Consider the following 12,012-nt stretch of genomic DNA (forward strand, 5'->3'; position numbering starts at 1 on the left):
ATCACGTGAAGCGCGAACTGCGCACCGGTCCGGACGAGTTGACGCGGGCCCGGTCGCCGGTGAGCCAGCCCTCCCGGACCGACTCCGCGAACGCGGTGAACGCCTCGTCCGGGTCGGCCGGTCCTTCGCCGTCGCCCTCGTCGAACGTGGCGTCGGCCCGCACGATCTCGGCGGCCAGTTCCTCCGCGGGCCGCTCGTCGGCCGCCTCCCGTCCCGTCCTGCCGTCCTCGTCGACCCGCAGCCGCTCGCCCCACGGCGCCACCACCGACTGGTGCAGCAGGCCGACGCTGTCGGCGGTGACGGCCGGCGTGTCGGTCCAGCAGCCGGCATGCTCGTGCAGGACCTGTCCCGGGGCCCGCTCGAAGAGCGCGCCGATGATCTCCGGCCCCGACGGGTGCCCGGCCAGTTCGTTGAGGTCGTACGCCACGACGACGGTGTCCGCGCGGTCCGACTCGAACGGCACGGCCGGCAGGTCCAGCACCTCGGCGGCGGCCAGGCCGAGGATCCGCGAGCCGCGGTCGGGCAGCAGTGACACCGTGCGCGGGCTCGTCCGCGTGGCGGACAGCAGGAGCGCCAGCCGCCGCAGGGCGCCCAGGCACTGCCCGGGGGTGTCCTGGAGATACGCGTAGCGGCCCGCCATGCCCGCTGCGAAGCCGAACGGGGAGAGGGTGCCCAGCACCTGGCCCCCGATCACGTACTGCCAGTCACGCAGCCCCGCCGGCTCGCCGAGGGCAGCGGCCCGCTCCAGCATCCGGGTCTGGCGGGCCCACGTGGGCCGCCACTGTGCGTCCTGCGGCTCGGACAGCAGTGCGTGCTGACGGCGGGCCGTGGCCAGGTCGCCCGCCATGAGCGCGTTGTACACCAGCAGATACCGGTCCGGCCAGTCGGCGAAGTCGCCTTCGTGCCGGGCCAGTTCGTCCATCGCCTCGCCGTGGCGCTCCTCCCGCTCGTACGCCGACACCAGCTCCCGCACCACCATCAGCGCACCCGGGTTGTGCGTCAGTACCGTGCGCAGCGGCGGGATCGCCAGGAAGGACAGGCCGCGTTCGACGCACGCGTACCCGAAGTCGAACAGGTGCTGGGCGTGATCGGGTCGGGCGGCGAGCGCGGCGGCGGCCTGTTCGAGGTCCTCGAAACCCGCCGCTTGGGCGGCCCGCTCGACCACGAGGGCCACCTCGGCGGCCGGCGCCTCCTCCCCGGCGGTCCGCAACTGCCGTACCGCTCCGGGCAGATCCCCGGAGTCCAGGCACTCCCAGGCCTTGACGAGTTCGGTGGACCTGGGGCGACGGCTGCGGCGCGAGAACATACCGGAGATCATCACCCACGCGGTGACGTGTTCTCAACACCGTGGGGGAGGAGTCAGGGCAGCGGCTGTTCCGACCAGATGACCTTTCCGGCGGGTGTGTACCGGGTGCCCCACCGTTCGGACATCTGTGCGACCAGGAACAGGCCCCGGCCGCCCTCGTCGGTGCTCGCCGCATACCGCAGGTGCGGCGAGGTGGTGCTGGCGTCGGACACCTCGCAGATCAGCGTCCGGTCGCGGAGCAGCCGTACCCCGATGGGCGCCCGGCCGTGCCGGATGGCGTTGGTGACCAGCTCGCTGAGGATCAGTTCGGTGGTGAAGGACAGCTCGTCCAGGTCCCAGTCCGCGAGCCGGCGGATCACCTTGGCCCGCACCTCGGAGACGGCCGCCGGATCGGCCGGTACCTGCCACTCGGCGACCTGGTCCGTGCCGAGCGCCCGGGTGCGGGCGACGATCAGCGCCACGTCGTCGCTGGGGCGGGCCGCCAACCGCTCCAGGACGGCCGCGCAGATCTCCTCAGGGGTGTCGCCTGCCGCCGACTCCAGGGCACCGGCGAGCAGCTCGAGGCCCTCGTCGATGTCCCGCTGCCGGTCCTCGACCAGCCCGTCGGTGTACAGGACCAGGCTGCTGCCCTCGGGCAGCTCCAGTTCGGCCGTCTCGAAGGGCAGTCCGCCCACCCCGAGCGGCGGACCGGCCGGCACGTCCGGGAACCGCACACTGCCGTCGGGCCCGGCCAGCGCCGGCGGCGGATGACCGGCCCGGGCCACCGTGCAGCACCGGGTGACCGGGTCGTAGATCGCGTAGATGCAGGTCGCGCCGGTGACCGGGGCCGTGCTGTCGGTGGGGGTCTCGTCCTGGTCGATACGGCCCACCAGCTCGTCCAGCAGGCTCAGCAGTTCGTCGGGGGTCAGATCCAGCGCGGCGAAGTTGTGCACGGCCGTACGCAGCCGTCCCATGGTCGCAGCCGCGTGCAGCCCGTGCCCCACGACGTCCCCGACCACCAGAGCCACCCGGGCCCCGGACAACGGCAGCACGTCGAACCAGTCGCCGCCGACCCCGGCCTGCGCCGGCAGGTACCGGTAGGCGATGTCCAGGGCGGTCTGCTCGGGCAGGCTGCGCGGCAGCAGACTGCGCTGGAGGGCCACCGCCATGCCGTGCTCGCGCGTGTAGCGGCGCGCGTTGTCGATGGAGACGGCGGCCCGGGCCACGAGCTCCTCCGCGAGCGCCAGCTCCTCCGTGTCGAACGGCGCGAGCTTCTCCGAACGGCAGAAGTTGGCCACCCCCAGCACCAGGTTCCCGGCCCGCAGCGGCACCGTGATCAGCGAGTGGATGCCGAACTCCAGGATCCGGCCGGTGAGCTCCACGTCCTGGGCCCGCCAGCCCGGCGCGTCCCGCAGCCGGGGCTCGACGACCGCCTCGCCGGTCTCCAGACAGCGAGCCTGCGGCGAGGACGGCACGAACCGGATCCGCTCGCCGGTCTGGTACAGCGGGGCGTCCTCGCGCAGGCCCGCGAAGGCCACCCGGCGCAGCGCGTCCCCGGGCTTGGGTTCCTCGCCCTTGAGGACCGCGTCGTACAGATCGATGGCCGCGTAGTCCGCGAACCGGGGCACGGCCAGCTCCGCCAGTTCCTCGGCCGTCCGGGTGACGTCCAGGCTGGTACCGATGCCCACCCCGGCGTCGTACAGCATGTTCAGGCGCTCGCGGGCCACCTCGGCGCGCCCGGACAGGGCGCGCAGCTCGGTCGAGTCGCGCAGGGTGATGACGCTGCCGGGCGGACCGCCGCGCACCTCGATCGGGCGCTGGTTGACGGCCAGCAGCCGGTCCTTGACCAGGTGCACCTCGTCGGTGGCCATCCGCCCCGAGGCGATCAGTTCCGCGGTGTCGCTGTCCAGGCCGAGATCCCCGACCTTGCGGCGCTCGGCGTCCGGGGGCAGGTCCAGCAGTCGCTGTGCCTCGTCGTTGGCGAGCATCAGCCGGCCGTCGCCGCCGACGATCAGCACCCCCTCCCGCACGGAGTGCAGCACCGCGTCGTGGTGCTCGTACATGCGGGTCATCTCACGCGGGCCGAGGCCGTGCGTCTGACGCCTCAGGCGCCTGCTGACCAGCGCCGTGCCCGCCGTCGCCAGGGCCAGCGCGGCGGCGGCCGAGGCCAGCAGCAGCGGCAGCTGCTGGTCGGCGGTACCGCCCACGTGTGCGGTGGTGATACCCGCCGACACCAGCCCGACCACCTTGCCGTCGGCGTCCTTGACCGGGACCACCGCCTGCACCAGCTCCCCGATGGTGCCCGCGACCTCCTCGGTGACGGTGCCGCCCGCCAGCGCGGGCCCGATGGTCCCGACGAACTTCTTCCCGATGCGGTCCGGCTTCGGGTGCGTGTAGCGGATCCCCTCCGTGTTCATGACGACGATGAAGTCCACGCCGGTCGCCTTGCGGGCCGCCTCGGCCTTCGGCTGGAGCACGCCGGTGGGATCCGGCAGCCGCAGCGCGGCGGCGGTGCCGGGCGCGTTGGCGAAGGACTGGGCGACGGCCACGGACCGGTTGCGGGCCTCCATGGTGCTGTCGTGCCGCACCTGGAGGACCTGTTCCACCACCGCCGTGACGACCAGCAGCAGCACGATCACCACCTGCAGCATGAACACCTGTGCGGCCACGCTGCGTGTGTTGCGCGCCGACCGCCATCGCCCGGAAGGCATATGCCCCGGCCGGATCGCCGTCCCCTCCCCCTCCGCGAGCGGCGCGCGCGGAGCCTCGGAAGGGGGCGGCCGGGTCTCGGACCGGCCGGGCAGACGGACCATGAGCCCATGTCTACACTGCCCGGCCCGGCGAGGCGAGAGGGTCTCCCGGGACAAGCGGCGTGGCGCCCCGTTGTGCCCTGTCATGGCTTGTCCCCGGAAACCCGGCGCCGGGTGGCGAGGCCGGCGCCACGTCGTCGGGCCGGTCGCTCGCGTGCCGGGCCGTGGCGGTGAGCCGGTCGGCCACCCCCGCCGGCGAGCGGTCGCCGCGCCGGCGGCGGCACCGCCCCTGGACAGCGCCAGCCGCAGCGCCGCGATGCCGTCGTCGATGTCCTCGCCCGGCCGCTCCACCAGCCCGTCCGTGGACAGGGCGAGGATCGCGTCCGGGGCCGGCTCGGTCACCGGGTACCGGGCGCGGAGGGCCACCCCGAGCACCACCCCGCCGGCGCTCTCCAGGACGCGGGTGGGGCCGCCCGGGGCCCGCAGGAGTGGCTGCGGATGGCCCGCCCGGGCGACCCGGGCCCGTCCGGTGGCGGGGTCCAGGTGCAGGTAGCAGCAGCTGGCGAACTGGCCCGGGTCGGGGTCGATCAGCAGATGGTCGGTGCCGCTCAGCCCCTCGTCGGCGGCCGGTCGCCGAGTGCGAAGGCCCGGACCGCGGGCGGGCTGGGCAGACGGACGGCCGGGTCGATCCGGTTGGTGGGGACGACCGCGCCGGTGACGACGCCGGGGCCGGGGTGCAGGGACAGCGCGAGCCGGTCGCCCTCGCCGGTGTCACCGTGGCGCAGAAGTGCACCGGGCGCCGGTCGAGGCGTCGACCAGCAGCGCGGTCAGCCGTTCACCCGCCCGGCCCAGGTGCTCGCCGCTCCCGGTCATCCGGTCCTGCCTCGTGCGTGCACCGCCGGGCGGGGACACGGCAAGAATGCGCCACGACGCCCGGCGAACGCACCCGGGCAGCACCGCCCGGCCCCGTCCGGAGGCCGCCGGACGGGGGTTTGCTCCGCACCCGGGCCCCGCGCGGCTCAGAGTCCGGGGTCCTCCGACGGCAGTGTCCGGGCCGCGCGCATCGAGCGCAGGGCCAGCAGGAGGACGCCGATGTCGTCCAGGTAGATCGGGTCGGGGAGCAGGTCGGTCGGGAGCACCAGGTAAAGGACGGCCCCCCAGAAGACCCAGCGCGGTCCGGTGGGCAGACCGGCCCGGTGCAGGGTGCGCCGGGTGCGGACCAGTCGTACGAGCACGGTGACCGCCCCGGCGAGCAGGGCCGCCGCGACGATCGCGCAGATCACGAACACGGTCGTGGTGGTGTCCATCGCTGTCCTGTCGTCCCGCCCCGGTCCGGCCCGGGGTCCGTCACTGGTCCGTCTTCCCGGTTTCCTCCCCGGGCACCGCCGCCGGCCCGGCATTCTCCCTCGGCGGCCGCAGGCCCTTGAAGGCCCGGGTCAACTGCTGGAAGGGGGAGGCGGGTTGTGACGCCGGTACGGAGGGGGCCGGGGCGTCGCGGAGTGCGGCGAGCGCCTCGTCGGCCCGCTGCGCGGCCTCCTTGTACAGGTCGCGGGACCTGGTCATGGCCTCCAGGGCCTCGGCGTACTGCGCGACCCGCTGGCGTTCGCGGGCGAGTTCCTCCTCCAGCGTCATCAGGGTCCAGTTGTCGCGCAGATCGGCCAGCGCCTCCTCGGCGCCCGGCGGCGCGGGCTTGGGCAGCGCGGCGAACCGGCGCAGGACGGCGATCAGTTCGGTGGACTCCGAGCCGTCCAGGAAGACGCTGCGCACGGCGTACTCCCGCGCGTCGTAGCCGGCCGGTGCCGGGTCCGGGGGCAGCAGGACGGCACCGCCGCGCGGCACCTCGACGCCGAGGTCGCGCACCGCCCAGTTGACGGCACGGAACTGCTGGGGCGTGGCCCGGTGCTCCACGACACGGTGGGCGAGGCCGGGCGGCAGCTGCCGGACCAGCGGACGACTGCCGAGCGCGTCGGGCGTCATCGCCTCGTGCACCACGAGGTTGACGCACCAGGCGCCCTTCGCGGCCTCGCGCAGCACCCGCCGCATGTCCTTGTCGTCGGCGGGCAGCGGATTGACCGTGCGCATCCTGAGGCCCGCTACGGCCGGGTGGTAGTCCCAGGCGGCCTCGCCGCCGTCGCCGGCCTCGTCGCCGTCGGGCCAGAACACCGTCGCCGGAGAGGGCCACGTCTCGTCCCAGGGCCGCTCGGCCTCGGCGACCAGTTGCCACTCCCGCCCGGCCTGCTGGGCCACGAGGGTCAGCCGGGCGCGCACCGTCACCGTGCCGCCGTCGACGCGCCAGCGGGCCTCGAAGACCCGCGGGACCGGTACCCCCGGCACGGCGGATTCGGCGGGCTCGGTCGGGCCGGCGGGTTCGGCGAAGTCGTCGAGGGCGCCGGTCTCCTTGCGGCGGCGCAGGACCCGGCGGATCACCTCCTCGGAGTCCGGGCCCGAGTGGCGGCCGCGGGCGGCCCAGACGGTCGGCGGAAGGACGGCACGGTCGGTGGCGGAGTTCGACATGGGCCAATCTGCGGATGAGGGCGGGATGTGCGTTCCAGTATCACTGCTCGGCAGGGCGGCCCACAGGGCGGGGCGCCCTGCCACGGGGAACGCGCCCCGCGCCCGGGGTGTGCGACCGGTGCGTCGTGCGACGCCGGTTCACCCGTGTCCCCGACCGGGTGGATTCCGGACAATGGTGTGTCGGACGGGGCCCGCCCGTCCATCCGCACCGGGGCGGGCTCCGTTCGCCTGCTGAACGGGGGAGGGGGCCGACGGCGATCCGGCGGCCCCCTCCGAGCTGTCCGAGCAGCTCAGCCTCGTGTCACGCGCCGCTCTCGCGCAGCATGTCCTCGCGCTCGACGAGCTTGACGCGCTCGCGGCCCTGGGGCTCGCCCAGCGCACGCTCGGCGGCGTCCAGCCTGTACCAGCCCTCCCAGGTGGTGAAGCGGACGTTCCGCTCGGCGAAGAAGGCGTCCACGGCCTCCGGCGCGGGCGACTCGGGCGTGTGCAGCCGGTCGTTCGCGTAGTCGTCCAGGAGGTTGGAGACGGTCTCGTTGGCGTCGCCCTTGGTGTGGCCGATCAGACCGACCGGGCCGCGGCGGATCCAGCCGGTGACGTACGTCGACCGGAGGTGGTCGCCGCCCTCCTCGATGACCCGGCCGCCCTCGTCCGGGACGGTCCCCGAGTCGATGTCCCAGGGCAGCTTGGGCAGCTTGTCGGAGAGGTAGCCGACCGCGCGGTAGACCGCGCCGAGCTCCCAGTCCTTGAACTCGCCGGTGCCCTTGACGTTGCCGGTGCCGTCCAGGGCGGTGCGCTCGGTGCGCAGCCCCGTGACCTTGCCGTCGGCGCCGAGGATCTCCGTCGGAGACTCGAAGAAGTGCAGGTAGAGCTTGTGCGGGCGGTCACCGACATCGCGGATCGCCCAGTTCTCCAGGGTCTTGGCGACCATGTCGGCCTGCTTGTTGCCGCGCCGGGTCTCGATCGAGCCCGCGTCGTAGTCGATGTCCTCGGGGTCGACGATGACCTCGATGTTGGGGGAGTGGTCCAGCTCCCGCAGCTCCATCGGCGAGAACTTCGCCTGCGCCGGGCCACGGCGGCCGAAGACGTGCACCTCGAGGGCCTTGTTGGCCTTCAGTCCCGCGTGGACGTTCGGCGGGATCTCGGTGGGGAGCAGCTCGTCGGCGGTCTTGGCGAGGATGCGGGCCACGTCCAGGGCCACGTTGCCGACCCCGAGGACGGCCACCTTCTCCGCGTCGAGCGGCCAGGTGCGCGGCACGTCCGGGTGGCCGTCGTACCAGGAGACGAAGTCGGCCGCGCCGTAGGAGCCGTCCAGCTCGATGCCGGGTATGCGCAGTTGGCGGTCGGCCGTCGCGCCCGTCGAGAAGATCACCGCGTCGTAGAAGGAGCGCAGGTCGTCGAGGCTTATGTCGGTGGGGTAGTCCACGTTGCCGAAGAGCCGGATCTGCGGCTTGTCGAGCACCTGGTGCAGGGCCGTGATGATGCCCTTGATGCGCGGGTGGTCGGGGGCGACGCCGTAACGGATCAGGCCGAACGGGGCGGGCATCCGCTCGAAGAGGTCGACGGACACGCCGGGCTCGGCGGCCACCTCGGACTTGAGCAGGGCGTCGGCGGCGTAGATCCCGGCCGGGCCGGCTCCGACGATGGCTACCCGCAGGGGGCGCGGCATGATCAGGTTCCCTTCGAGTGATGACAATCGACCGAGTGAAGACAATCGATCTCGAACGGGAAGCCTAAGCTAAGGCAGTCCTAAGTTAGTACACGGGTCCACTCTATGACCTCATAAGGCGACCTTATGAGGTGTGTCGGACACCGCTTGTGCCCCGGAGACGGTACCGCTCTCCGCCCGGTGCCTGGCGCCCGCCCCGGACATGCGCCAGCCTGGCCTGTGCGCCGCACGGGGCGCGGTGTCCCGAGGGCGAGGGGTGAGAGCGTGGACGCACGCGGGGAGAAGACCGTCGCGGTGACCGGCGGCAGCGGATTCGTCGGCAGTCATCTGGTGCGCGGGCTGCTGGAGCGGGGCTACCGGGTCCACGCGACCGTCCGCAGCGCCTCCGCGGCGGACAAGGTGCGGCCCCTGTGGGAGCTCCAGGAGGCCTTCCCCGGCCAACTGGCCCTGTTCGAGGCCGACCTGATCAGGGACGGCTCCTTCGACGAGGCCTTCCGAGGCTGTGCCACGGTCTTCCACGTCGCCTCGCCGTTCCTGATGCCGGAGCGGATCCGGGACGGCCGGCGGGACGTGGTCGACCCGGCGTTGCTCGGCACCCGCAACGTGCTGGCGAGCGTGGACCGCACCCCGGACGTGACGACCCTGGTCTTCACCTCCACCGTGGGCGCCGTCTTCGGCGACTACTGCGACGTCCGCGAGATGGCCGGCGGGATCCTGACGGAGAAGTACTTCAACACCACCAGCACGGTGGCCGGCAACCCCTACCACTACGCCAAGACGGTCGCCGAACGCGCCGTCCTGGACGCCGGGACCGCTCAGGACCGCTGGCGCATGGTCTGCGTCAACCCCGGCCTGATACTGGGCCCTTCGCTCACACCCGCCTCCGAGTCCGGCAGCCTTTTCCTGCTCGACGAGCTGTTCAAGGGCTACTTCTGCTACGGCGCCCCGGACTTCAGCTTCACCACCGCGGACGTCCGCGACGTGGCCGACGCGCACATCGCGGCGGCGGAGAACCCGGCGGCGCACGGCCGTTACATCGTGGCCAACGAGACGATGACGTCCTTCCACGAGATGTCCAGGATCATCCGCACCCGGCGTCCCTGGGATCCGCGCCTGCCGCGCACCGCGCTCCCGCACTGGCCGGTACGGGTCCTCGGTCCGTCCTTCGGGCTCACCCAGGACTACATCCGCAAGCACCTCGGCATCCGCTTCCGCGTCGACAACAGCCGGGGCGTCCGCGAACTGGGCCTCACCTACCGGCCCGTCGAGCAGACCCTCCTGGACCACCACGCGAGCTGGCGCACGCGGCGGCGGAGGGTCTGACCCCGACGGCCGGGCTCAGGCCGGGCGGACCACCCGGTGGATCGCCGACTCCCCGGCGTTGTAGATCGACTCCTCGCGGATGGAGGCCCCCGGGCTGGGCGCGTGGATCATCATGCCGTCGCCCGTGTAGACCCCGACGTGGCTGTCGTTGTCGAAGAAGAAGACCAGGTCACCGGGCTCGATCGCGGCCAGGGTCAGAGGGGTGCCGGCGAAGGCCTGCTCGGCCGTGGCGCGCGGCAGCGACACCCCGGCGGCACGCCAGGCGGCCTGGGTGAGGCTGGAGCAGTCGTACGAGTCCGGACCGGTCGCCCCCCAGACGCAGGGCCGTCCGATCTGCGCCCGGGCGAACGCCAGCGCCCTCATGGCCTTGCCGGGCTCGGCCACGGCACCGGGCACGAGGAAGGAGCCGGTGTCGGCGACGGCTGCGGGCGCGAAGGCGGCCGGGGGAGAGGTGGGGAGCGGAGCAGTGACCACGGGGGGCGCGGTCGGGACGGGGGCGGTGACCACCGGGGGCACCGCCGGGACGGTCGCGGTGGGGAACGGGGCCTGGGCGACCTGCGCGGCGGCGGCCATCGCCAAGGGGGGCTCGGCCATCGCGGCGGGAGCCGCCAGCATCGCCCACGGCGGGTCCGTCACGGCCGCGGGTATCACCGGCGCGGGCAGCGGAGCCTGAGGCGTGAGCATCGGCGCGGCTGATCCCCAGCCGGCGGCCGTCGGCTGCGTCCCGGCCGGGTAGCCGCCCAGGTCCACGGCGGGCGCCGCGGGGAAGGCGCCGGTGCCGAAGCCGGCCGTCGGCACGGCGGCCGTCGGAAAGCCGGCCGTCGGCATGGCGGGAGCCGCCGCGTCCGGGGCCGACGCGGCGTACGCGGCGGCGGGATAGGCGGCCTCCGCGGTGGCCGCCGGCGTGCTGAGGTAGGCGGCGGCCGCGTCCTGCGCGACGCCCGGGAAGAAACCGTTGTCCATCGGGCCCGGGACGGGCGCAGGCGTCTGGAAGGCGCCCGTGTCGGCGGGGTACGCGGCCTGGAAGGCGTCCGTGTGCGCGGGGGGCACGGAGGGAAACCCGCCGGTGTCGTCCGGCATCCGGAACGTGCCCGTGGCGCCCGGCGTCATGACCCGGAAGGAGCCGGTGTCGCCCGCGCCCGCGGCCGGCATCGCACCCGTCTCCCCGCCCGTCACGGGCGGGAAGCCGTCGGTGGCGCCCGGGGTCATCACGCGGGAGCCGTCCGTGTTCGCCGGGAACCGGGACTGGACGGCGCCCGGGGTCATGATCCGGAAGGTGCCTGTGTCCGTCGCGGACACCACCGGGATGCCACCCGTCGTCTCCGTCACGGTCGGGGCCCGCGAGGAGCCGGTGTCGCCGTACCGCTCCGGCATGCCGGCGGGGGCCGACCACTGCTGCGCGGGGGCCTGGGCCTCGGGCGCCGGCCAGGGGGCCTGAGCCGCCTGCGGTGCCGGTGCCGGTGCCGGGACGGGAGCGGCCGGTTCGGGCGCCGCGATCGCGCGCTGTCCGGTGCGCTGGGACAGCAGCTCGCGCGCCTTGGCGATCTTCAGCTGGTACTTGGTCTTGGACGCGCCCGGCGTGGCCCGCTGCGGCGCGGCGGCGGGCAGCGCCTTGGGCGAGCTGGACGGTCCCGGGGGCAGTGCCGCGGGGGATCCGGCCGTCAGTTCCAGCGGGCGCCCCGCCGGTTCGCGGACGACCTCGATGTCGCTGTTCGCGGACGGCCCCGCGGTCAGCTCGGGCCGGGCCGCGCCGGTGCCCTCCAGCTGGCCGAGCAGGTCGGCCGCCATGGCGCTGACGGGGCGTCGCGGGCCGGGACGGGCGGGCTGCCGGTCGGAGGGCAGCGCCGCCGGGACACTCGGCCCCAGCCGCGAGCGCGCTCCGTCGAACCACTCGCGGGCGATGCTGTCGAGGCCCGGGTCGTCACGCCGGGGCCGCTTGAACAGCGGGACACCGCGGGACCGCGAGCCCCCGTTCATCGCGCGTGTGGCGTTGTAGTTCCCGGTGGCGTTCTCGGCCTGGTCGTAGAGGCTGTCGATCCGCTGTCGAACCTCGTCACGGCTCTCGGGCGCCATGGGGGTCGTGCTCCTTCCGTACTCCGCCGACCGGGTTAGCTGTCGGGTTCGGGCGGGTCGATCCGGAAGGCATGCCCTACGGCCGTCGCCCCTCAGGGCAGTTGGCCGATTCACCCCAGTGGTTCGGTTGGGTCCCCGGCTCCGGGAGGCCCCGTTGGGCACCGGATTGGGCGGAGGCCGCGCGGCCCGACGGGATTCGCCGGGGGGAGCCGAGCGGCTTGCCCGTCAACTTAGCCAACTTGTGTCACTCGTGTGAAGGTTGAAGTGGCTAATGTCCGATACGTAATTGTGATGTTCGTCGTAGCGTTCGAGGTGCCGGAGCGGTGTCGTGGGCGACCGGACGGCTGCTTCCTATGAGATCGCCGTGAATTCGTGGGGCCGTTGAACACGGCGGCGCCGGG

At 73.7% G+C, this 12,012-nt stretch carries 7 protein-coding genes, 1 pseudogene and 1 riboswitch; of the genes and pseudogenes, 1 reads left to right on the plus strand and 7 read right to left on the minus strand.

Going from position 1 to position 12,012, the window contains the following annotated elements; genetic code table 11:
* Position 1: 1 nt before the first annotated feature.
* The 6 genes and pseudogenes from ACFXI4_RS09400 to ACFXI4_RS09425 all read right to left on the minus strand — a co-directional run bounded on the left by ACFXI4_RS09400 (position 2) and on the right by ACFXI4_RS09425 (position 8,215).
* Complete coding sequence (locus ACFXI4_RS09400) at positions 2-1,306, minus strand: hypothetical protein (protein ID WP_384989101.1); 1,305 nt, start codon at positions 1,304-1,306, stop codon at positions 2-4.
* Between the two features lie 53 nt (positions 1,307-1,359).
* Positions 1,360-3,996: a SpoIIE family protein phosphatase gene (locus ACFXI4_RS09405; RefSeq protein WP_384989238.1), complete on the minus strand. Its 2,637-nt coding sequence runs from the start codon at positions 3,994-3,996 to the stop codon at positions 1,360-1,362.
* Positions 3,997-4,383: 387 nt separating this feature from the next.
* A pseudogene (locus ACFXI4_RS09410) lies at positions 4,384-4,647 on the minus strand (SpoIIE family protein phosphatase); the annotation flags it as partial.
* Positions 4,648-5,054: 407 nt separating this feature from the next.
* Positions 5,055-5,342 (minus strand): YkvA family protein, encoded by a 288-nt coding sequence (locus tag ACFXI4_RS09415; RefSeq protein ID WP_384989102.1) that lies wholly within the window; start codon positions 5,340-5,342, stop codon positions 5,055-5,057.
* Positions 5,343-5,382: 40 nt separating this feature from the next.
* Positions 5,383-6,549, minus strand: a complete 1,167-nt coding sequence (locus tag ACFXI4_RS09420; protein ID WP_384989103.1) for a hypothetical protein — start codon at positions 6,547-6,549, stop codon at positions 5,383-5,385.
* Between the two features lie 301 nt (positions 6,550-6,850).
* Positions 6,851-8,215 (minus strand): FAD-dependent oxidoreductase, encoded by a 1,365-nt coding sequence (locus ACFXI4_RS09425; RefSeq protein ID WP_384989104.1) that lies wholly within the window; start codon positions 8,213-8,215, stop codon positions 6,851-6,853.
* Between the two features lie 264 nt (positions 8,216-8,479).
* On the opposite strand from ACFXI4_RS09425, the gene ACFXI4_RS09430 reads away from it, so the two are divergent.
* Positions 8,480-9,538, plus strand: a complete 1,059-nt coding sequence (locus ACFXI4_RS09430; RefSeq protein ID WP_384989105.1) for an NAD-dependent epimerase/dehydratase family protein — start codon at positions 8,480-8,482, stop codon at positions 9,536-9,538.
* Between the two features lie 15 nt (positions 9,539-9,553).
* Here ACFXI4_RS09430 and ACFXI4_RS09435 read toward each other — a convergent pair whose 3' ends face one another.
* Entirely contained in the window at positions 9,554-11,611 is a 2,058-nt protein-coding gene (locus ACFXI4_RS09435) for a C40 family peptidase (RefSeq protein ID WP_384989106.1), read from the minus strand.
* 8 nt (positions 11,612-11,619) lie between these two features.
* A riboswitch (cyclic di-AMP (ydaO/yuaA leader) is annotated at positions 11,620-11,794 on the minus strand.
* Positions 11,795-12,012: the final 218 nt, after the last annotated feature.

The organism is Streptomyces sp. NPDC059224 (assembly GCF_042754285.1).
Taxonomy (GTDB): domain Bacteria; phylum Actinomycetota; class Actinomycetes; order Streptomycetales; family Streptomycetaceae; genus Streptomyces.